The organism is Lachnoanaerobaculum sp. Marseille-Q4761, assembly GCF_017565785.1.
Taxonomy (GTDB): Bacteria; Bacillota; Clostridia; order Lachnospirales; family Lachnospiraceae; genus Lachnoanaerobaculum.
Genome location: NZ_JAGEKB010000003.1, coordinates 419,526 through 441,048 on the forward strand (window position 1 = coordinate 419,526; position 21,523 = coordinate 441,048).

Below are 21,523 nucleotides of genomic sequence, written 5' to 3' on the forward strand. Positions count from 1 at the left end.
GATGAAATTAGAGTATTACCACATTACTTCTATAAGGATTTATAAGACTTTCTCCATATTTCTCAAAATATATTGAATTATATAAAAAATCTGCGTATATATTGTTTTCAAATATTTTAAGGCTTTTTTCACTTAAGATATCCTTTGCATTACTTATTTTACTTATAATAGGCATTTTGCTTCGCCTTTTTAATTCGGATAAAAGCTCTGATGATTCTTTTTTAAATCCCAGAAGCAGGGGATAGGCTGATATATTTTCTCCCGACTTTATTTTCTTTAAATCCTGCTTTTTATGATTTAAAAGAATATGGAAAAGAGCACGACTGATTCTTGTATATGTAAAATTCTTGCTTTTTAGATTTAATATAAAATCTGTATAACTCCTGCTTTTAAGCTCATATATGTTTTTTTCTACGGTATTGGCAAGCTCCTCAGACATATCACAGTATTCTGTCAAATTCTCACCCCGTTTTAGCTTATCAAGTATATTTCTTTGCAAAGTGAATAAAAAATCATCTTCAAATACAGGTTTGTTTTTTTTAAGAAGATCAATATTTTCTTTCGGTACGGCTTTTATTATATTTTGAGTAAAATCTGTTTCTTTACGGTATCCCCTCACAGCCATAAGTTTTCTTATAGCGGTGGCTGATGAAAATTTATTTTCCTCTATTTCTTTTTCATGATATCCGCTTCCGCATCTGCTAATTATAACCGGCTCTATGTCAAAATTTTTTAATTTTATATTTTTTAAATACTCTATTGCCAATATATTATTGGGGGAGGCAAGTATACTCTCTATCTGCTCTGTATTATTGCCTTTTAATTCCTTTATTATAGCATTATGCCTTGCTTTGGCATAATTTAATCCCGATGAAATATATTTTTTTATGTTGGATTCCAAATCTCCGTAAAGTAATATATCCGCTACATCATTAAGTAGCTTATAATCATTATTTTCCGCACCGAAGGATATATAATCCGCACCGAGTATTTGAAGCAGGCTTATACCGAAATCCGCAAAATCAGGAGCGCTTGCACAGGAAAAAAAGCTTGGCATTTCAAATACGGCATCCACCCCAGCATTTAATGCCATCTCCGCCCTTGTTTTTTTATCAAAAACAGCAGGTGCACCTCTTTGAACATAATTACCGCTCATAATAACTATTATATAGTCGGCAGCCGAAATCTCTTTCGCTTTTTCTATCTGATATTTATGTCCGTTATGAAAAGGATTATATTCCGCAATAATCCCCAATATCTTCATATTCACCTCTACAAAAAAGGCAATCAGACACCTGATTGCCTAAATAATAATTTTAGATAATATCACTCATATCATATAGTCCTTTACTTTTTCCATTCAGGAATTTTGCGGCGGATATTGCTCCTTTTGCAAAAATCTTTCTGGAATATGCTCTATGACTGAATGTAATAACCTCATCCTCACCTGCAAATATCACATCATGATCACCTACTATAGTTCCTCCCCTTATAGCACAGAGCCCTATCTCATCAGCTCTTCTTGGCTCATGTCTTTCACTTCTGTCATAGGTGTATGAGAGTTTTTCTCCCATATTTTCATTCACTGCATCTGCAAGCAAAATCGCTGTACCGCTTGGAGCATCCAGCTTTCTTCTATGATGTGCTTCCACAATCTCTATATCAAAACCCGCCGCCCTAAGCGCCGGAGCCACATCCGATAATACCTTTGATAAAATATTTATTCCAAGAGACATATTTGCGGATCTGAGTATTGCGCAGCTTTTTGAAATTTTATTTATCCTATCTGTCTGTGCCTCACTAAGACCTGTAGTACAAATCACGGCAGGTATTTTTTTCTCCTCGATAAAATCAAGAAGATTATCCACTGCCTTTACTGATGCAAAGTCAATTATAGCATCTGCAGCGATATCGACTTTTTTAATATTATCAAATACAGGAAAATCATATTTTGACTCGGTATTCAAATCCACTCCTGCCACAATCTCTATATCGGAATCGGCAGCTGCAAGCTCAGATACCACCTTTCCCATTGCACCGTTTGCACCGTTTAATATTATTTTAGTCATTATAAAATACCATACTCTTTCATAGCCTTAGCCAAAACATCTTCATGAGGCTTTTCCATCTGTGTCAGAGGGAGTCTTAGAGGTCCGACATTTTTACCCTGCAAATTCATTGCTGCCTTTACAGGTATAGGATTTACCTCTGTAAACAGATTTTCAATCACATCAAGTGCCTCTATCTGCATTTTTCTTGCCTTCACAAAATCTCCGTCAAGTGCGGCACGACACATATCATGTGTCTGCCTTGGAGCCACATTTGATAAAACAGAAATAACACCCTTTGCACCTATACTCATAAGCGGCACTACCTGATCGTCATTTCCTGAGTACATATCTATCTCAGGGCATAATCTGAGTATTTTTACAGCATTTGAGAAATTTCCGCTTGCTTCTTTTACACCGACTATATTTGAAACACTATTTACCAGGTAGGCAATAGTTTCAGGCTCTATATTAACCCCTGTTCTTCCCGGAATATTGTAAAGAAGTACAGGAATATATATAGAATTTGCTATTTCACTAAAATGCCTTATAAGACCTTTTTGTGTAGCCTTATTATAGTAAGGTGAAACGACAAGTACACCGTCTGAACCGTATTTCTGTGCTTCTTTTGAAAACTCTACAGCTGTTTCTGTGGAATTTGAACCTGTTCCCGCAATAACGGGAATCCTCCTGTTTACCATTTCAACTGTTCTTTTTATAACATCAAGATGCTCCTCCACAGTGAGAGTTGATGCCTCACCTGTTGTACCGCAGATTATTATACAGTCTGTACCTCCTGCTATCTGCTCCTCAATTATTTCTTCTAATTTATCATAATTTACGCTGAAGTCTTCATTCATCGGTGTTATAAGCGCAACACCGGCTCCCTCAAATATAGCCATAAAATCCTCCTAAACTTTTTGTCTTTTTTTCCTGATACTTACCGCATCCGAGCCCAAATATCTTGCCTCAGTTTTTGAATATGCAAACTTTTGTGAACTGTACAGTCCATAATAACCTGATAATACAAAACTGACTCCCACTACTATAGCATAATAATTTAAGCCAAGGCTACCACAAAATTCTATTCCCATAAATATCGAGGCAATCGGACAGTTTGTAACTCCCACAAAGCAGGCAATCATTCCGCATACTGTACATAATTCGTATGGAAGTCCGAATACTTTTGCAAAAGCGCCTCCAAAGGTTGCACCGATAACAAATGTCGGTACTATCTCTCCACCTTTAAAGCCTCCTCCAAGAGCTAGAGCCGTAAAAAGTATTTTCATAAGAAATGCTTCATATCTTACATCTCCCTCCATACTTCTTTCAATCAGCCAAAATCCGCCTCCGTTATAATCTCTGCTTCCTGAGATTATAGTTAATATTATAAATAAAATTGATGCAACTACAATCCTAATATAATGATTTTTAAAATATTTTTTATAAAGATCCGCACTTTCATGCATTGCTACAGAAAATAATATTGCCACCGTTGCACTAAGAGCCGCAAGTAACATCATAAATAAAACCATTCTAAGACTCCACTCCGGTGCACTTTGCAATATAAATTTCTCCTCAGGTGTATGTAAAATCCCTGCCACATATACGGCAATATATGATGAGAGCAGACATGGTATAAATGCTGCATGATACATTACACCTACACTGAATAATTCCATACTGAATATGGATGCTGCAATCGGTGTACCGAAAAGCGCCGAAAAGCATGCCGCCATTCCGCACATTACCGCAATATTTATATCGGCTTTATCTGAAAATCTGCTTTCTCCAAGCTTTAGCATTCTTCCGATAAAGCTTCCGATACTTCCTCCAATCTGCAATGCCGCACCCTCTCTTCCGGCACTTCCCGATGCCAGATGGGTAAGAAACGAAGATATATAAATTGCAGGTGCCATCTTTAGAGGCAGTCTTTCTCCTGATGATATCGAATCAATTACATAATTAGTTCCTCTTGGATTGTCCGCATTTATAAAATGATAAAGTCCTGCGATTATAAGTCCGAATACCGGCATAAGATAAAGTGTATAGCTGTGAGTTTTCCAGATTCCCGTGGCAAAATCTATAGCATGCCCGAAGCTTGAACCTGCAATCCCCACAATTACGCCGATTATAAGCGACACTATTCCCCATTTTATACAATAGATCAAATTGGTTTTAAAATGAAATTTATTTAAAAATCCTCTGAAATCTACATTTACTTTTTCATCAAGCATTATAAGTTCCCTTACTCCTTACAAGTTTTGGTCTATATCCCTCTTTATTTAATCTCTCAACTATCTCTTTTTTATGTTCAGTGCCATAAGCCTCTATGGTGATTCTAAGCTCCACAGCCGCATTTCTGTTAATACTTATAAACTGATTATGCTCAAGCTTTACAACATTTCCTCTCTCACTTGCCAAAAGGTCCGCCACCTTTGCAAGCTCACCCGGCTTATCCGGCAAAAGCACCGAAACGGTAAATATTCTGCCTCTCTCAATAAGACCATGCTGTATAAGTGATGCCATTGTTATAACATCCATATTTCCGCCGCTTAGAATTGACACTATCTTTTTTCCCTTTACATTCAAATGTTTCAGAGCGGCTACAGTTAAAAGCCCTGAGTTTTCAACAACCATCTTATGATTTTCCACCATATCAAGAAATGAAACAATAAGCTCATTGTCATTGATTGTTATAATATCATGTATATTTTCCTTGATATATTTAAACAGCTTATCTCCGGGGGTTTTTACCGCGGTACCGTCCGCAATTGTATTTGCGGATTCTAAGGTCACTATATGATCTTCCTTTATGGAAGCCTTCATACAGGCTGCATTTTCAGGCTCAACACCAATGACTTGTATACTTGGATTCAGCATCTTTACAAGTGTTGCCACTCCTGCACATAATCCGCCTCCTCCGATAGGCACCAGTATGATATCTACGGTAGGCAGCTCCTTTATTATCTCCATTGCAATACTGCCCTGTCCTGTAGCCACTGTAAGATCATTGAACGGATGTACAAATGTCGCACCGCTCTCCTTTGCATATTCCAAAGCTTTTGATGCCGCCTCATCAAAGACATCACCATAAAGCTCCACATCGGCTCCGTAGTTTTTAGTTCTGTTTATTTTTATAAGAGGTGTGGTGGTGGGCATAAAAACAGTAGCCTTGATACCTGAGAGCTTTGCGGCATATGCCACTCCCTGTGCATGATTTCCCGCTGATGCCGTCACTATTCCTTTTTTCTTTTCTTCTTCCGATAAAGTAAATATCTTATAATATGCACCCCTTACCTTATATGCCCCTGTATATTGCATATTTTCAGGCTTGAAAAAAACTTTATTTCCGGATTGCTCAGAGAAAAATTCACTGAATACCAGCTTTGTCTCTGATGTGACCTTTTGTACAAGCTCACTTGCCTCTTCAAATTTTTCTAATGTAAATTCTTTCATGATTTCCTCGATTCTATTTTACATAAATTGTAATAGCTTTTTCGATTACTCATTACTAAAGAGTGCATCCACAAACTCCTTTGAATTGAATTTGTGTAAATCATCTATTTTCTCACCCACCCCGACATATTTTACAGGAATTGAAAGTTCCGCCTGTATTGCCACCGCAATACCTCCTTTGGCACTTCCATCCAGCTTTGTCAGTATAATTCCTGTTATATTTGCAGCTTCATTAAATACTCTTGCCTGCTCCAATGCATTCTGCCCTGTAGTACCGTCCAGTACAACCAATGTTTCTCTGTATGCATCCGGATATTCTCTCTCAATGATTTTATTTATTTTCTTCAGCTCCTCCATAAGATTTTTCTTATTATGAAGTCTTCCTGCGGTATCAACTATCATTACATCGGCATTTCTTGCCTTTGCAGCCTTACATGCATCAAATACCACAGCACCCGGATCCGAGCCTTCATTTTGTGCTATTATATCCACTCCGGCTCTCTTTGTCCATTCCTCAAGCTGTTCTATTGCCGCAGCCCTGAAAGTATCCGCCGCAACCACCAATACTTTTTTGCCCTCATTTTTAAGCTGACTTGCAAGTTTTCCTACCGAAGTTGTCTTTCCGACTCCGTTCACACCTATAACAAATACAACGGATTTTCTGTTTTCAAATTCATAAGCATTTTCTCCCAAATCCATTCTTTGCTTTATAGTGTCAATAAGTACATCCCTGCACTGTGAGGGTGAATTTAAATGGTCTTCTTTTACTCTTTTTCTAAGCTCCTCTATGATATCTGTGGATGCTCTGATTCCGATATCTCCCATTATGAGGGTTTCTTCCAGCTCCTCATAAAAGTCCTCATCTATTACATCATATCCTAAAAAAACATTTTCTATTCCGCTTACAACGGCATTTCTTGTTTTTGTAAGACCTTCTACAAGTCTCGAAAAAAATCCTTTTTTCTTTTCTTCCATATCAGCCTCCTAATTATCTAATTCATTCTCTATAAGATTTACCGAAACAAGGGTGGAAATGCCCTTTTCCTGCATTGTTATTCCGTAAAGCCTGTCTGATGCCACCATTGTACCACGCCTGTGAGTGATCACTATAAACTGTGTATGGTCTGTAAGCTTATGCAGATATTTTGCAAATCTGTCTACATTGGAATCATCAAGTGCAGCCTCTATCTCATCCAGAAGTGCAAATGGTGAGGGTTTAAGATTTTGTATGGCAAATAAAAGTGCTATTGCGGTAAGTGCCTTTTCTCCACCTGAAAGCTGCATCATATTTTGCAGTTTCTTTCCCGGCGGCTGTGAGATTATCGTAATACCCGCCTCAAGCATATCTCCCTCTTCTTCAAGTACAAGCTTTCCGCTGCCTCCTCCAAAGAGTTCTTTAAACACCTCATTAAATTCAGTCGCAATCTCATCAAATTTTTCTGCAAATTGCTTTTTCATTGCAATATCAAGTTCTTCAATAATTTTTATCAAAGTAGCTTCCGCTTCCAAAATATCCGAATGCTGCTTTTTCATCAGCTCATATCTTCCCGATATTTCATTATAGTCGGAAATTGCATTAATATTTACATTCCCAAGTGCCTTTATTTTGCTTCTGAGTTCCTGTATCTGCGCCCTGATATCATTTAAATTCATATTGATATCGGTCTTTAATTCCAGTGAGGAATTATATGTAAGCTCATACTCATTCCACATATAATTTGTTCGCTCTGAAATTCTCTCCTCGGATTTTTCTATCTGACCTCTAAGCCTGTATAAATCCCTGTCAAGAAGTGAAACTCTCTCACTGTAGGTATCTCTGTTTTCAAAGATCTTATTTTGAGATTTAGACTTTGTATCTTTAAATGCAGCCAGCTCTTCTTCTTTTGCCTTAAGAATCTCAATCTTTTTTAAAAGTTCCTGTCTTTTTTTATGCTCTTCTTCTATCTTTAAGTTTTTCTCCGATATATTTCTTGCAATATCAAAAACCCTATCCTTTAAACCCGCTTTTTCAGATACAAGTGTTTCCATATCAGCCTTGGTTCTGCTTACATTTTTTTCACTGAACTCAAGTCTTTGTGATATATTTGCATTTTCAAGCCTTGAAGTATTCAGCCTCTCCATTATCTTTTCTTTTTGATTTCTATGATTTTGAATCTCTCTTTCAAGACTTTCCATATCTTTTCCGACTTTTCCGAAATCCTCACCCACATTGATAAGGCTGTTATCAAGCCTTTTGGTCTCATTTTCTATTTCCAAAAGCTCATTATCTATATTGTCAAAATCATTTTGAACCGATATGGATGATGCCTTTAATTCATCCAGTTTTTCAATCAGACTTCTTTTTCTGTTCTCTATATTATTCTTTTCGATAATAAGATCCTGATTGATTTTCCTGTTTTCCTCAATCTTTAATAAAATATCCTCTCTCTGTGCTTTAAAGGCTTCCACCTTATCATTTGCCTGTGCATAATTTTTTAAAAGCTCCGATACACTGATTTCAAGCTCATCTATTTCCCTCTTTCTTCCAAGCAGATTTCCGGCACCCTTAAAAGCACCCCCGCTTATAGAACCTCCGGGGCTTAATGACTCACCGTCAAGTGTAACCACTCTGTACTCATATGCAAACTTTTTTTCAAATGCTATGGCATTATCTATATTGTCAATAACTACAATCCTGCCAAGCAGACTTCCCACAAGATTTTTATAATTATCATCATACTCCACAAGGTCTGAGGCTATACCTATAACACCTCTCTCCTTTAGAAAACCTGTATTTGAAAAAGTGGAGTTTCTTACAGATGAGAGCGGTAGGAATGTGGCTCTTCCGTATTTATTTTTTTTCAAATATTCTATCAGTATCTTTGCGGTATTTTCAGAATCGGTAACTATATTTTGAATCCTACCTCCGAGTGCAGTCTCTATGGCTATTTCATACTCTTTTGATGCCTTAATAATATCCGCAACAACTCCGTGAATGCCTCCGATTCTGTCTCTGGTCTCCATTATCTTTTTTATGGAATTACCATATCCGTCATATCTTTCGGCTATATTTTTTAATGATGTCAGCCTTGCAGACTCTCTTTGATATTTTATTTGCAGATCCGATGCCACTTTTGAAAATCTGGTTATCTCGGCATGAATACTCTCACCACTACTTTCAAGTTCATTTCTTTTGGCTGCTGTAATATCAATGGACTCATTTATTTCATTAAGGCTTTTATCCTCTTCATCTATTTTTATCTCCAGAGTATTTTGTCCGGTTTTACTCTCAAGCAATCTTTGAGTCATTTCGGCTTTTCTAAGTCTTACCTGCTCTAAGATACCTCTATACCTTTCTTTTTTCACTCTTAAATCGGCATTTTTTGAAGTGAATTCTTCAGAAGTAATTCTTAAACTTTCAAGTTTCTTTAAAAGTTCATTTATTTTTTTATCGGTATCTTCAAGTTCATTAAAGATACCGATTTCCTTTTCACTGCTTTCCTTTAAGAGTATCTGCAGTGAGTTTTTTTCTTCCTCAAGGGCGTCAAGCTCTTTTTGTTTTTTCTCTATATCACTGTCTATATTTTCACTTCTGGATGATAAACTCTCATTATTTTTATTTTCCGAGTTTATCTGCTCCTTCAATATTTCAATATGTGAGGTAATTTCCTGTAATTGTATTCCTGCATTACTTCTTATGTTTTTTACTTCATCCAGCTCTTCATCCAGCCTTCTTAAATCTGCACTAATACCCTCATAGTCCTCTTTTGATTTTTCAAATGCCGCTTTTGCATCATTTAAATCATCCGATAAAAGTTTTTCTCTTTTTTTATACTCATTCAGATTTTGTGTAATACTGTCATACTCCATTACATAACTGTTTACATCAAATATCTTTAATTCCTCACGCAAACCTAAAAACTCTTTGGCAATCTTAGCCTGCTTTTCAAGCGGACCTACCTGCTTTTGCAGCTCTGAGATAATATCATTTACTCTTACAAGACTTTCTCTCTCAGATTCGAGCTTTTTTAGAGCCAGTCCCTTTCTTCTTTTAAATTTGGTGATTCCTGCAGCCTCATCAAATAATTCTCTTCTCTCCTCGGGCTTTCCGTTAAGTACCTTATCTACCTGTCCCTGACCTATTATAGAATATCCGTCCTTACCGATACCGGTATCAAAAAACAGCTCACTGATATCCTTCAGTCTGCAAGCAGAGCCGTTTATAAGATACTCGCTTTCTCCCGATCTGAAAAGTCTCCTTGAAACCGTAACCTCTTTAAAATCTATATCAAGCTTATGATCCGAATTATCGAGGGTGATGGCAACATAGGCAAATCCGAGCGGTTTTCTAAGTTCCGTTCCGGCAAAAATAACATCCTGCATATTTCCGCCTCTAAGCTGCTTGGCACTTTGCTCACCGAGAACCCATCTTACCGCATCCGAAACATTACTTTTTCCGGAACCGTTGGGGCCGACTATACCGGTTATTCCATTGTGAAAATCAAATACAATTTTATTTGCAAAGGACTTAAATCCTTGAATTTCAATACGCTTTAAATACATCCTTCAATTTTTCCTAATTTTTTTAATGCTTCATAGGCGGCTGCCTGTTCCGCAGCCTTCTTGCTTACGCCCTCACCCACTCCGGCTCTTTTACCGTCAATATTTACAGCTACAACGAACTTTTTTAAATGATCCGGTCCCTCTTCTGATAATAGAGTGTATTCCACAGGTTTTGAATCCTGTGATTGAATAACTTCCTGTAAAATAGTCTTGCTATCATAAAAGAAGACTTTATTCTCATATTCATTTAAAATGAATTTTAAAATCACCTCTTTTGCACTAGCAAAACCACCATCCAAATAGATGCTTCCTATAATCGCCTCAAATGTATCACTGATAATACTCGGTCTCATTCTTCCACCGGTATGTTCCTCACCTTTTCCAAGCTTTAAAAACTCACTGAGTTTTATATTTTTAGCGCAGTCCACCAAAGCCGGCTCACAAACAAAGCTTGCTCTTATTTTTGTAAGCTCACCCTCCGGCTTTTCAGGATAAACTCCGTAAAAAAACTCACTGCTGACAAGCTCCAATACCGCATCTCCCAAAAACTCCAGTCTTTCATTGGAGCCGTTTTTACCAAGCTGATGCTCATTGGCATAGGAACTGTGTGTAAGTGCCTGCTTTAAAAGTTCTTTATTCTTATACTCATACCCTAATAATTCCTGCAATTCTTTTAAATTATTATTCATATAAATCCTCTACATTCCAAATCTATAAAAGAGGCTATTTGCATAGCCTCATTATCTCTTATCTAAAGGAGTCTGTTGCCTTCTTTATTTCTTCTACCGCATCCTGCACAGTATGAATATTCTCTGCAATTTCCTGAGGTATCTCAAGTTCAAACTCCTCTTCAATTCCTGTAATAATCTCAAATAAGTCAAGGGAATCCGCTCCCAAATCGTCTACAAAAGAAGAACTCAGCTCAATTGTACTCTCATCAATATTTAAAACCTCAGCGATAATCTTTTTTAATTTCTCAAACTCCATTTTATTCTCCATTCTAATTATTTGTCATTTTTTCTCTTATAATATCACTTAAAGCTTCTTCTTTAAAGCTCTTACATTGCAAAATCGAATTACAGATTTCATTTGCCTTTGAATTTCCATGTGCTTTAACGACCAGACCGTTAAGACCTAGCAGAGGTGCTCCGCCATATTCGCTTGCATCAAATGATTTTAAAGTCTGCTTTAATGAAGATTTTATCATCATTGCACCTATTTTTGTGAAAACATTCTTCATCAATGCTTCTTTTATTTTTCCTATCAGCGTGGAACCTACACCCTCATATAATTTGAGTATTACATTTCCCACAAATGCCTCACAGACTATAATATCCGCACCGCCTTTCGGGATTTCTCTGGCTTCCACACTGCCGATGAAATTGATATCATCGCATTCCTTTAAAAGCGGCATGGTTTCTTTTACAAGAGCATTACCTTTTTCTTCCTCGGCACCTATATTTACAATACCTACTCTTGGATTTTTAATACCTATGACCTTCTCCATATATAAAGAACCTATTCTGGCAAACTGAACCAGATGCTCGGCTCTTGCATCCACATTTGCACCACAGTCAATAAGCAGTGATACCCCCTTTTCAGTGGGTAAAAGCGGTGCCAGTGCAGGTCTTAGTATTCCCTTTATTCTTCCCACTATCAGCTGTCCTCCGACAAGTACCGCTCCGGTGCTTCCCGCACTTACAAAGCCGTCAGCCTTACCCTCTTTTACAAGATTCATGCCTACCACTATGGATGAATCCTTCTTTGCTCTGATAGCAGCTACAGGTGCTTCCTCATTTGTTATCACCTCTGTGGAATAAACCACAGAGCATCTGTCTTCAAATTCTTTGATTACCTTCCCCTCTAAAACCTCCTTCTTACCGACTAAAATAACTTTAATGTCTTTATCTTTCTTTAAGGCATCAAATGCCCCCTTTATTATTTCTTCGGGTGAATAATCTCCACCCATTGCATCCAATGCAACCGTAACCATAATACACCTCGAAAGTAAGTTTTAAGTTTTTATCTTAATACCATTGTATCATATATGAATAGAAACATATTCGCAAGATAAAATTTAAATATGGGAAATTATTTTTTTACTGTTACATCCTTTAATACAATAAGACTTCCTCCACGCCATAGATATACCGCTTTGGCATCTGAAAGTTTTTTTCTTATATTTCTGCCTTTCTCTTCCAAAGCCCTCCCCTCTTCTCCAAGCGGAGTTATAACTCTATTGTCTTCTATGATACAGTCCACATCATCATGATATAAATCAAGTAAAAAACTTTTATAATATTCTATCCTTTTTAAATCTTTTTCATATTTTTTATCCACTATAAGATATATCATATCATGACCGCCCTATTGCTACAGTCATTCCGTCTTTTGCCGTCTTTTTAAGTATTAACTTGTCACATTGTATCAAAACCGCTCTTTCGCAAACATTTCCCACTCCTACGGTTTCTTTTACAAAATCCGACTCATTAAACTCTCCCTCCACCTTTTTTAATTCATCCTTGGTGAAGGTATAAAACGGAACCGATAAGCTGTTTGAAAGTTCAACTATAGCCCTTTCATCTTTTTTTATATCAATGCTTCCGATGGCTTTTATCGCCCTTATATCAAGCCCTTTACCTCTAAACACCTGATAGATAAAATCCAGCATTTTTTTTATATCTGTATTTTTTTTACAGCCTACACCTATATATAGATCCTTGTGTATAAGAGTCAGTACATTTTCATCATAGATTTTATCCGTTATTCTTACAGTAAGATCACATTTTGAATGTGAAGGATTTAATTTTTCCCTTATACCCGAAACATCTATATCCTTTATATCACTGTCAATATCTACGGGCTTACCGTCAAGCAGTGCCGCACTTACATCCTTTGCAAGTTTTCTTGATGAAAGTATCAAATCATACTTTTTTGCAAATACATCCACTGCAAAAGCACCATTGATATCTGTAGCTGTAGTAATAATAGGAGTGGCACCAAGTGCCGCTCCTATATATTCCGCTAATTCATTTGCACCTCCGACATGACCGGAAAGCAATGGTATCACATATCTTCCAAGTTCATCTATTACAAGTATCGCAGGATCGCTGAACTTATCCTTTATATATCCGGATATGCTTCTGATTGCAATACCTGTAGCTCCGACAAATATAATGGCGTCATCACTGAAATGCTTTTTTACTTTTTCTTTTAAATCAGTTAAGACTCTCATTCTTTCATCTGTCAGATATTTTTCCAAGGTATATGATGATATATTATTTTCTTTCAGTATATCCATCAACCGGATATTTATTTCTCCACCTTTTTTTGTAAATGAAAAAATACTTATTTTTTTATCTGTCATAGACCGTAATCTTCTGCTGCAAGCTCCCTATTTGCCGGTTTTTCCTTACATAAAAGTATCAAAAGTATAATGCTCGGAATAATCATCAGATATGTTACATTGCTTATTAGAGTGTTTATCGCATCGGTATTGAGTGCCGGCGGCAGATTGCCGATGGTATTATTTATAATATGTATCAAAATAGTGTAAAAAATATTTCTTGTTTTATAGTAAATAAGTCCCATAATACAACCCATTACAGCGGTATAAACACTCTGCACAAAAATCATATGCCATATACCGAACAGCACCCCTGAAACAATGATTGCAAACCATGGACTCTTTGTTATTCTCTCAAGTGAGTTAAATATCAACAGTCTGAATAATATCTCCTCTACAACAGGACCTATAATTGATATGGACAATAGTGACCATATATAGGCACCGGATTCCAAATCATCATATACACCTGAAAAATATTCAACATTTTCGGCAATAAAAGGAATTGCCACCAAAAATCTGTCTACAAGTTCAAACCAAAGCCCTGCTATTCCGTAGAATGCAAAGCCCATTACAAGACAGAAAATAAAGCCCTTAACATATCCAAGCTTTACCCCCGGTTCATGCTTTTTAACTATAAATACCGCCAATATAAGATAAATAACAATAAGTATTGCAGAAATAAATGTATCCACAAATGCATTTATACTCGGAAGTAATGCTTCCGGCACTACGCTGTAATTTACATCAATATAGTTAAAAGCTCTAAATATTACATCACTGAGCCTTTCATAGCTCAAATATAAAAGGACAACAACAATTGCCCAAAAAGCTGTTCTTTTATAGTTTCTCTCCATATAACTCCTTATAAATCAGATAAAAAGGTCGCAGATGAAATCCACCTACGACCCCCGTTAACTAAATTTTTATTCCTCTTCAGACTCGGGATTTCTTGCATTCTCTTTCTCAAGCTCTTCATTTGCCTGAGTTAAAGCTTTAATACTAAGTGAAATCTTCTTATCCGCCTCATTGAACTCAACGATAACAGCCTCAACTTCATCTCCTACCTTAAGTACATCAGAAGGTTTTTCCACATGATCATGTGAAATCTGAGATACATGCAATAATGCATCAACTCCGTTTGAAATCTCAACGAATGCACCGAAATCTGTCATTCTTGCAACTCTGCCCTTTACAACATTTCCGCGTGCAAACTTCTCTTCAGCATCAAGCCATGGATTCTGGTCAGGGAACTTCATTGAAAGCGCAATCTTTTCTCCTGAGATATCCTTAATAAAAGCTGTAACAGTCTCTCCTGATTTGAATACCTTCTTTGGATTCTCCACTCTACCCCAGCTCATCTCTGAGATATGTAAAAGACCGTCTGCACCTCCAAGGTCAACGAAAGCGCCAAAGTCTGTAACATTCTTTACTGTACCCTCTATTACATCTCCCGGTGTTATCTTCTCAAATAAAGCCTTCTTTTGCTCCTCTTTCTTAGCTACAAGAAGCTGCTTTCTGTCACCGATAATTCTTCTTCTCTTTGGATTGAACTCTGTGATAACGAACTCAATCTCAGTATCCTTATATTTAGATAAATCTCTCTCAAAAGTATCTGATACAAGTGAAGCAGGTATAAATACTCTTGCATCCTCTACAACTACACTGAGACCGCCCTCAACTACCTGTATCACTTTTCCTGTAAGTACTTCATGATTGTTGAAAGCATCCTCAAGCTTCTTATTACCTCTATCCTGAGCCAACCTCTTGTATGAAAGGAGAACCTGACCTTCTCCGTCATTTATCTTTAAGACCTTTGCCTCCATGTCGTCACCGACATTTACAACTGTTCTTAAATCTAAACTGTTATCATTACTATATTCACTTCTTGTGATGATACCGTCTGACTTAAATCCGACATTAAGAATAATCTGATCTTCCTTAACATCAATTACCTTACCGTTGACAACTTCTCCCGTGTGTAGAGTCTTGAATGACTCATCTAACATTTGTTCAAAACTTAGATCTGACAATATTTTGAACCTCCTCAATGATATGTTTTGGGGTTGACGCCCCTGCCGTAATACCTACACTATCCACAGAAAGTAAAGCATCATAGTCCAGGTCCTCAAGAGTTTGAATAAAAACTGTATTCTTACATTCTTCCTGACATATTTCCACAAGCTTGGATGTATTGGAGCTTTTTTTATCTCCGATAACTATCATAGCATCCACATTTGACGCTATATTTTTTGCCTCAGCTTGTCTTTCCTGTGTTGCATTGCAAATCGTATTAAAACATCTTACATCATAACCTAAAAGCGATATTTTATCAATGATTTCTTGAAATTTTTTATGATTAAATGTAGTTTGAGCTACGATTATGATCTCTTTATCCTTTTTTAAGTCTAATTTTATAAACTCATCTATGTTTTCCACCGCATAGGTGTTTTGATCTCCCCAGCCTCTTATTCCTTCCACTTCAGGATGCTTGGGATTTCCTATTATTACTACAGTTTTTCCTTTTCCGCTTTGCACGGAAACTATAGCATGTATTTTTTTTACAAAAGGACAGGTGGCATCCACCACTCTATGTCCGCTTTCCTTTACATAATTGTATATCTCTTTGCTTACACCATGTGAACGGATAATTACGGTTCCCTTTGGCATGGAATGTAAATCCTCTATGGCAACAGCCTCCACACCTCTTTTTTTCATATCCTTAACGACTTCTTCATTGTGAATTATAGGTCCCAAAGTATATACAATATCATCATTTTTTTTTGCTTCTTCATATACGGTATTTACCGCTTTCTCCACTCCGAAGCAAAATCCTGCACTTTTAGCCAGCTCGACTTTCATTTTTCCTCTTTCACCATTGTAAGTATCTTTGATACCACCTCATCTATAGACATTTCTGATGAATCCAGATAATAAGCATCTTCTGCCTGTTTTAGAGGTGATATTTCCCTGTTCATATCCGCCTCATCTCTTTTTATTATTTCATCCTCAATAATATTTATATCCAAATCTTTAAAGCCCTTTTCCAAAAGTTCAAGATATCTTCTTTTGGCTCTGATTTTGGAGCTTGCACTCAGATATATCTTAAGATTTGCCTTTGGTAAAACCACAGTACCTATATCTCTGCCGTCCATTACCACATTTTCTTTTTCTGCAAGCTTTCTTTGCAAGGCTACAAGCTTTTCTCTTACACTCCCTATGGCACTGAACTTACTTGCAAACTTACCTATCTGCTCAAGCCTTAATTTATCGGTAACATCATCCCCGTTTAAAAAAACTTTCTGTATTCCGTTCTCATACTTTATGCTGATATCAAGTTTTTCTAAAAGTTCTTCCGCTTTGGCATCATTTCCATCCTCCACATTATTGTCAAGAAAGAATAACGCCACCGCTCTGTACATTGCTCCCGTATCTATATAAATATATCCAAGCTTTTTGCTCAAAGCTTTTGCTATACTTGATTTTCCGGCACCTGCCGGTCCGTCTATTGCTATACTGTTCATTCTCCTGCTCCTTCTCCTGCGGCATATCCTGTGGACCATGCTATCTGAAGATTATAACCTCCTGTAAATGCATCCAGATCAAGCACCTCTCCTGCAAAAAATAATCCCTTGATTTTTTTTGATTCCATGGTCTTTGGATTTATTTGTGAGACTTCCACTCCTCCCTTTGTGATTATCGCCTCATTAAAGCCTCTTGTGGAGCTTATAACATATTCGAGATTTTTTGTAGCATGTACAAGCCTTTGCCTTTCCTCTTTTGTAAGTAAATTTACCTTTTTTTCAGGATCTATTTTGCTCTGATATATGACCTCGTCTATAAGTTTTGCCGGAAAAAGCTTATTTAATGAGTTTTTCAAACTTTTGTTTTTTTGCTCAGTGAAATCTCTTAGTATCCTCTCATCCAGCTTTTCCTCATCCAATGCGGGCTTTAAGTCAATACAGAGCCTATAGCCCTTTATATTTTTATTTCCTATGATTGCAGATGCGGATATTATCACAGGACCGCTTACTCCAAAATGTGTAAAAAGCATTTCACCGAACTCATCATATACAAGGTTTTTTTCATTATATATATATACATGTACATTCTTTAGCGAAAGCCCCTGTAATGCCTTTATTCTCTCCCCCTCGATATTAAAAGGTACGAGGGACGGATAGAGCTTGCTTACACTAAGTCCGGCCTCTTTTGCAAATCTGTAGCCGTCACCGTCAGAGCCTGTAGCCTGATATGACATTCCGCCTGTAGCCACAATAACGTCATCAGCCATAATTTTACTTTTTCCGATTAACACACCTTTGCATATATCATTTTCTATTAAAAGAGAATCCACCTTTGTATTCAGTCTGATATCAACATTCAAAGCCCGAAGTGCATTTTCAAGAGATTTTATTATATCCGAGGAATGATCACTCACCGGAAATACTCTGTTTCCTCTTTCAATTTTAAGTTTGGTGCCGTTTTCTTCCACCAGTCTCATAATATCTTCATTTGTAAATTTTTTAAAAGCACTGAATAAAAATCTCTTATTGCTTACTACATTTTCCATCACAGTATTCATATCGGACGCATTTGTAAGATTACATCTTCCCTTGCCTGTAATAAAAATCTTTTTTCCGAGTTTTTCATTTTTTTCAAGCAATATTACCTGCTTTGATGTTAAAGCAGCGGAGTATGCTGCTATCATTCCTGCCGCACCTCCGCCTATGATTATTACTTTTGCCATATTATAATACCGATTTTACAAACATATCATATATTGCCTTTATAGTTGTTTCAAAGTCATTTTCCTTAACACCCACAATGATATTAAGCTCTGATGAACCCTGATCTATCATCTTTACATTCACTCTTGCATGTGCAAGTGCCGAGAATATTCTTCCTGCTGTGCCTCTGTTTGCCTTCATTCCTCTGCCTACAACTGCAATAAGTGCAAGCCCTGATTCCATCTCCACGGTATCCGGACCTACAGCTCTATGTATACCCGATACTATCTGCTGCTCATGCTCTTCAAACTCTGATTGATGTACAAGCACTGTCATAGTATCAATACCTGAAGGCATATGCTCTATTGAGATATTGTTTTTTGCAAAAACATCCAATACTCTGGAGCAAAAGCCTACCTCTGAGTTCATCATTGCCTTATCCACATTTATCGCACAAAATCCCTTTTTACCGGCGATACCTGTAATTGTAAACTTTGAGCTCTTACAGGTACTTTCCACAATCATTGTACCCTTATCCTCAGGCTTATTTGTGTTTCTGATATTTATCGGAATACCCTCTTTTCTTACAGGAAAGATCGCATCCTCATGTAATACTGAAGCACCCATATAAGCCAGTTCTCTAAGCTCCTTATATGTTATTGATTCAATGGTCTCAGGGTTTGGGATTACTCTCGGATCAGCCACTAAAAATCCTGATACATCGGTCCAGTTCTCATACATATCAGCCTTTATACCTCTGGCAACTATGGAACCTGTGATATCGGAACCTCCTCTTGAGAATGTTCTGATTTTTCCGCTATGGTCACTGCCGTAAAATCCGGGTATTACCGCTCTTTGAACTTTTTCAAGTCTTTCCGCAACTTCCTTATTTGTAGCCTCCGAGTCAAATGTACCGTCCTCAAAGAAAAATATCATTTCAGCCGGATCTACAAACTCCACCCCCAGATATTTTGCCATTATAAGACCGTTTAAATATTCTCCTCTTGATGCCGCATATTCTCTGCCTGCTTTATTTAAAAAGTTTTCCTCTATCTTTGCAAACTCAGGTTCAAGATTTAAATCAAGTGAAAGACCGTCTATAATCTCCTCATATCTTGCCTTTATTTTCTCGAATTTTTTCTTATATGAAGCTCCCTCTGCCGCAGCATCATAAGTCTCATATAAAAGATCCGTTACCTTCTCATCCTTTGCATTCCTTTTTCCGGGTGCGGAAGGAATCACAAACTTCCTTGACTTATCAGCCTTTATTATATCTCCCACTTTTTTAAACTGATGTGCGCTGGCAAGTGAGCTGCCTCCAAACTTTACTACTTTTATCATAATTTTTAATCTTCTCCAAAACTTTTTATCTGAAATATTTTACAACAGATTCAAAGATTTGCAAGTACTGTTTTAAAATATTTATAAAAGTCTTATAAATGAAAAAAGCTATTAATCCCCCATCTGAGATGGGGGAACCGGCAAAGCCGAAGCGTTACTTAGAGTATTAAAAACTCCTATGCTATAATGATATTGGTTTCGCAGGCCATATCAAAGCATAGGAGGTATCCAAGTGGATAATCAAAGTATAACACATACACGTTGGAATTGCACTTACCATATTGTTTTTATACCAAAATACAGAAGAAAAATCATGTATGGAGAAACAAAAAAAGATTTGGTGGAAATAATAAAAAAGTTGTGTGAGATGAAACAGGTAAAGTTGATAGATGGAAGAGTATGTATAGATCATATTCATATGTATATAGCAATTCCACCAAAAATAAGTGTATCGGAATTCATGTCATATTTAAAAGGTAAAAGTGCATTAATGCTATTTGATAGACATCCTGAGTATAGAAATAAATGGGGCGATCGTCATTTTTGGGCAAGAGGATATTATGTATCAACAGTAGGAAATGTAAATGAAGAAACAATCTTGAAATATATTAAGGAACAAGAAGAAAATGATAAGGTAGCGGACGGAAGAAAGTAGAAGAGCCTTCTTTAGGAGGCTACCGATAAAAATGGTACTGCGAAATCCCGCCCTTGGCGGAACCGGAGAAATACCCCGGAGGGGTTAAAATTAAACCCCCATTTGAAATGGGGGTTGTTAACTTGCAATCTGTCTTGGGCTGATTTTCTATGAGTTTTATGAATTATTTTTGTTAATATTTACTTTAAACTTCTTATATGACTCTGTATACCGTCACATACAATATTTGAAAGTTCGCCCATTATAAGAGGTTTTGCATACTTTATAAACTCTTCCTTCACGCCAAAGCCGTCATCAGATATCCATTCCCTCGGTATTTCCTTTTCAATATTTGCAACCAAATTTATATCACAGGATTTTACGGTTGAGGAATACGGAGCTTCCGGCGTTCTCTCAAAATACATCATAACTCCGGTTTTTCCCTCAATGCCTGCTTTTACTCCCAAAAATCCTATATTAAACGCCTCATCTATATCGGTTTTACTTTGAAGATGTGCTGCCGCTCTTTGCAAGGTATTTATCTCCACAGCTCTTGTTTTTACCGAAAGTTCGGATTTTATCTTTTTAGCAAGATATGCTGCGGTGCCTGAGAGCATTTTATGTCCGAATGCATCCACATTTCCCTCATCTTCACTTATATAATTTCCGTTTAAATCTTTAAGTCCCTCGGATACGGCAACTATAATATTATTTTTATTTGAAAGTTTCTCATCGAGTATTTTTATAAAGCCCTGTAAATCAAGACCTATTTCAGGCAATAATATAAAATCGGCTCCGTCATTTAAGCTGTTTTTTGCCAATGCGGCTGCGGCTGTAAGCCACCCCGCATTTCTGCCCATAATTTCTACAACTGTTACACTCTTTAGATCATATACATTTGAATCTCTGACTATCTCTGAAATACAGGTTGCAATATATTTTGCCGAACTTCCATAGCCCGGAGTATGATCTGTAACAGGCAGGTCATTGTCTACAGTTTTCGGAACTCCGATAAATCTGATATCACTTCCGATAAGCTTTGCATAATCTGACAATTTTTTTATAGTGTCCATAGAGTCATTTCCGCCTATGTAGATGAAAATCTCAATATTATACTTTTTAAGTATCTCAAATATTTTCTCATAGACCTCATTATTTGCTTCTACCTTGGGCAGTTTATATCTGCAAGAGCCAAGATATGAGCTTGGTGTTCTTTTTAAGAGTTCGATATTTAATGAATTGTTAAGAGTATCATCAAGGTCTATTATCTTTTCCGATAATAATCCTTCAATACCGTATCTCATACCATAGACCTTTTTAAATCCTGATTGCTTTGCCCCTTCATAAACTCCTGCCAGTGATGAATTGATAGCCGCAGTCGGTCCGCCCGATTGACCTACAATCAAATTTTTTCTCTCTATCATAA

Annotated in this window: 20 protein-coding genes; 1 reads left to right on the forward strand and 19 read right to left on the reverse strand. The window is 36.9% G+C overall.

Going from position 1 to position 21,523, the window contains the following annotated elements; all coding sequences use genetic code 11:
- Positions 1 to 7: 7 nt before the first annotated feature.
- The 18 genes from J4O15_RS13115 to J4O15_RS13200 form a co-directional block, all read right to left on the reverse strand.
- Positions 8 to 1,264 (reverse strand): tRNA(Met) cytidine acetate ligase, encoded by a 1,257-nt coding sequence (locus tag J4O15_RS13115; RefSeq protein WP_208101072.1) that lies wholly within the window; start codon positions 1,262 to 1,264, stop codon positions 8 to 10.
- Positions 1,265 to 1,316: 52 nt separating this feature from the next.
- Positions 1,317 to 2,069, reverse strand: a complete 753-nt coding sequence (dapB, locus tag J4O15_RS13120) for a 4-hydroxy-tetrahydrodipicolinate reductase (protein ID WP_208101073.1) — start codon at positions 2,067 to 2,069, stop codon at positions 1,317 to 1,319.
- Positions 2,069 to 2,950 carry a 4-hydroxy-tetrahydrodipicolinate synthase gene (gene dapA, locus J4O15_RS13125; protein ID WP_208101074.1) on the reverse strand — a complete coding sequence of 294 codons (882 nt, stop codon included), beginning with the start codon at positions 2,948 to 2,950 and terminating at the stop codon, positions 2,069 to 2,071. Before dapA ends, dapB begins: the two co-directional genes overlap by 1 nt.
- Positions 2,951 to 2,959: 9 nt before the next feature.
- The gene (locus J4O15_RS13130; protein ID WP_208101075.1) at positions 2,960 to 4,285 is read right to left on the reverse strand and encodes a chloride channel protein; all 1,326 of its coding nucleotides are present in this window, start codon (positions 4,283 to 4,285) and stop codon (positions 2,960 to 2,962) included.
- Complete coding sequence (gene ilvA / locus J4O15_RS13135) at positions 4,278 to 5,507, reverse strand: threonine ammonia-lyase (protein WP_208101076.1); 1,230 nt, start codon at positions 5,505 to 5,507, stop codon at positions 4,278 to 4,280. The genes J4O15_RS13130 and ilvA overlap by 8 nt, the downstream gene beginning before the upstream one ends.
- Before the next feature lie 45 nt (positions 5,508 to 5,552).
- A complete protein-coding gene (gene ftsY / locus J4O15_RS13140) occupies positions 5,553 to 6,482 on the reverse strand; it encodes a signal recognition particle-docking protein FtsY (protein ID WP_208101077.1) in 930 nt (309 codons plus the stop codon).
- Positions 6,483 to 6,491: 9 nt separating this feature from the next.
- Positions 6,492 to 10,049 carry a chromosome segregation protein SMC gene (gene smc, locus J4O15_RS13145; protein ID WP_208101078.1) on the reverse strand — a complete coding sequence of 1,186 codons (3,558 nt, stop codon included), beginning with the start codon at positions 10,047 to 10,049 and terminating at the stop codon, positions 6,492 to 6,494.
- Positions 10,040 to 10,738: a ribonuclease III gene (rnc, locus tag J4O15_RS13150; RefSeq protein ID WP_009219068.1), complete on the reverse strand. Its 699-nt coding sequence runs from the start codon at positions 10,736 to 10,738 to the stop codon at positions 10,040 to 10,042. The genes smc and rnc overlap by 10 nt, the downstream gene beginning before the upstream one ends.
- Positions 10,739 to 10,796: 58 nt before the next feature.
- Positions 10,797 to 11,036, reverse strand: coding sequence for an acyl carrier protein (gene acpP / locus J4O15_RS13155; RefSeq protein WP_208101309.1), 240 nt, complete (start codon positions 11,034 to 11,036; stop codon positions 10,797 to 10,799).
- A 13-nt stretch (positions 11,037 to 11,049) separates the two neighbouring features.
- Positions 11,050 to 12,042 carry a phosphate acyltransferase PlsX gene (gene plsX / locus J4O15_RS13160; protein ID WP_009219069.1) on the reverse strand — a complete coding sequence of 331 codons (993 nt, stop codon included), beginning with the start codon at positions 12,040 to 12,042 and terminating at the stop codon, positions 11,050 to 11,052.
- Positions 12,043 to 12,140: 98 nt separating this feature from the next.
- A complete protein-coding gene (locus tag J4O15_RS13165; protein WP_208101079.1) occupies positions 12,141 to 12,404 on the reverse strand; it encodes a hypothetical protein in 264 nt (87 codons plus the stop codon).
- Between the two features lies 1 nt (position 12,405).
- The gene (cbiG, locus tag J4O15_RS13170; RefSeq protein WP_208101080.1) at positions 12,406 to 13,416 is read right to left on the reverse strand and encodes a cobalt-precorrin 5A hydrolase; all 1,011 of its coding nucleotides are present in this window, start codon (positions 13,414 to 13,416) and stop codon (positions 12,406 to 12,408) included.
- On the reverse strand, positions 13,413 to 14,252 hold the full coding sequence (locus tag J4O15_RS13175; RefSeq protein WP_208101081.1) for a CPBP family intramembrane glutamic endopeptidase: 840 nt from the start codon (positions 14,250 to 14,252) through the stop codon (positions 13,413 to 13,415). The genes cbiG and J4O15_RS13175 overlap by 4 nt, the downstream gene beginning before the upstream one ends.
- A gap of 69 nt (positions 14,253 to 14,321) precedes the next feature.
- On the reverse strand, positions 14,322 to 15,428 hold the full coding sequence (gene rpsA, locus J4O15_RS13180; RefSeq protein ID WP_208101082.1) for a 30S ribosomal protein S1: 1,107 nt from the start codon (positions 15,426 to 15,428) through the stop codon (positions 14,322 to 14,324).
- The gene (gene ispH, locus J4O15_RS13185; protein WP_208101083.1) at positions 15,409 to 16,257 is read right to left on the reverse strand and encodes a 4-hydroxy-3-methylbut-2-enyl diphosphate reductase; all 849 of its coding nucleotides are present in this window, start codon (positions 16,255 to 16,257) and stop codon (positions 15,409 to 15,411) included. The genes rpsA and ispH overlap by 20 nt, the downstream gene beginning before the upstream one ends.
- On the reverse strand, positions 16,254 to 16,919 hold the full coding sequence (gene cmk / locus J4O15_RS13190) for a (d)CMP kinase (protein ID WP_208101084.1): 666 nt from the start codon (positions 16,917 to 16,919) through the stop codon (positions 16,254 to 16,256). The genes ispH and cmk overlap by 4 nt, the downstream gene beginning before the upstream one ends.
- On the reverse strand, positions 16,916 to 18,142 hold the full coding sequence (locus tag J4O15_RS13195; RefSeq protein ID WP_208101085.1) for an NAD(P)/FAD-dependent oxidoreductase: 1,227 nt from the start codon (positions 18,140 to 18,142) through the stop codon (positions 16,916 to 16,918). Before J4O15_RS13195 ends, cmk begins: the two co-directional genes overlap by 4 nt.
- Before the next feature lies 1 nt (position 18,143).
- On the reverse strand, positions 18,144 to 19,463 hold the full coding sequence (locus J4O15_RS13200; RefSeq protein WP_009219078.1) for an aspartate kinase: 1,320 nt from the start codon (positions 19,461 to 19,463) through the stop codon (positions 18,144 to 18,146).
- A gap of 226 nt (positions 19,464 to 19,689) precedes the next feature.
- Between J4O15_RS13200 and tnpA the strand changes: the two genes are divergently transcribed.
- Positions 19,690 to 20,118 (forward strand): IS200/IS605 family transposase, encoded by a 429-nt coding sequence (gene tnpA, locus J4O15_RS13205; RefSeq protein ID WP_156791601.1) that lies wholly within the window; start codon positions 19,690 to 19,692, stop codon positions 20,116 to 20,118.
- Between the two features lie 179 nt (positions 20,119 to 20,297).
- Here tnpA and J4O15_RS13210 read toward each other — a convergent pair whose 3' ends face one another.
- On the reverse strand, positions 20,298 to 21,521 hold the full coding sequence (locus tag J4O15_RS13210) for a 6-phosphofructokinase (protein ID WP_208101086.1): 1,224 nt from the start codon (positions 21,519 to 21,521) through the stop codon (positions 20,298 to 20,300).
- Between the last annotated feature and the right edge of the window lie 2 nt (positions 21,522 to 21,523).

What these genes read in the sequence shown, in the direction of transcription:
- J4O15_RS13115 (WP_208101072.1), bottom strand. Translation starts at nt 1,264, where the DNA reads ATGAAGATATTGGGGATTATTGCGGAATATAATCCTTTTCATAACGGA.
- dapB (WP_208101073.1), bottom strand. Translation starts at nt 2,069, where the DNA reads ATGACTAAAATAATATTAAACGGTGCAAACGGTGCAATGGGAAAGGTG.
- dapA (WP_208101074.1), bottom strand. Translation starts at nt 2,950, where the DNA reads ATGGCTATATTTGAGGGAGCCGGTGTTGCGCTTATAACACCGATGAAT.
- J4O15_RS13130 (WP_208101075.1), bottom strand. Translation starts at nt 4,285, where the DNA reads ATGCTTGATGAAAAAGTAAATGTAGATTTCAGAGGATTTTTAAATAAA.
- ilvA (WP_208101076.1), bottom strand. Translation starts at nt 5,507, where the DNA reads ATGAAAGAATTTACATTAGAAAAATTTGAAGAGGCAAGTGAGCTTGTA.
- ftsY (WP_208101077.1), bottom strand. Translation starts at nt 6,482, where the DNA reads ATGGAAGAAAAGAAAAAAGGATTTTTTTCGAGACTTGTAGAAGGTCTT.
- smc (WP_208101078.1), bottom strand. Translation starts at nt 10,049, where the DNA reads ATGTATTTAAAGCGTATTGAAATTCAAGGATTTAAGTCCTTTGCAAAT.
- rnc (WP_009219068.1), bottom strand. Translation starts at nt 10,738, where the DNA reads ATGAATAATAATTTAAAAGAATTGCAGGAATTATTAGGGTATGAGTAT.
- acpP (WP_208101309.1), bottom strand. Translation starts at nt 11,036, where the DNA reads ATGGAGTTTGAGAAATTAAAAAAGATTATCGCTGAGGTTTTAAATATT.
- plsX (WP_009219069.1), bottom strand. Translation starts at nt 12,042, where the DNA reads ATGGTTACGGTTGCATTGGATGCAATGGGTGGAGATTATTCACCCGAA.
- J4O15_RS13165 (WP_208101079.1), bottom strand. Translation starts at nt 12,404, where the DNA reads ATGATATATCTTATAGTGGATAAAAAATATGAAAAAGATTTAAAAAGG.
- cbiG (WP_208101080.1), bottom strand. Translation starts at nt 13,416, where the DNA reads ATGACAGATAAAAAAATAAGTATTTTTTCATTTACAAAAAAAGGTGGA.
- J4O15_RS13175 (WP_208101081.1), bottom strand. Translation starts at nt 14,252, where the DNA reads ATGGAGAGAAACTATAAAAGAACAGCTTTTTGGGCAATTGTTGTTGTC.
- ispH (WP_208101083.1), bottom strand. Translation starts at nt 16,257, where the DNA reads ATGAAAGTCGAGCTGGCTAAAAGTGCAGGATTTTGCTTCGGAGTGGAG.
- cmk (WP_208101084.1), bottom strand. Translation starts at nt 16,919, where the DNA reads ATGAACAGTATAGCAATAGACGGACCGGCAGGTGCCGGAAAATCAAGT.
- J4O15_RS13195 (WP_208101085.1), bottom strand. Translation starts at nt 18,142, where the DNA reads ATGGCAAAAGTAATAATCATAGGCGGAGGTGCGGCAGGAATGATAGCA.
- J4O15_RS13200 (WP_009219078.1), bottom strand. Translation starts at nt 19,463, where the DNA reads ATGATAAAAGTAGTAAAGTTTGGAGGCAGCTCACTTGCCAGCGCACAT.
- J4O15_RS13210 (WP_208101086.1), bottom strand. Translation starts at nt 21,521, where the DNA reads ATGATAGAGAGAAAAAATTTGATTGTAGGTCAATCGGGCGGACCGACT.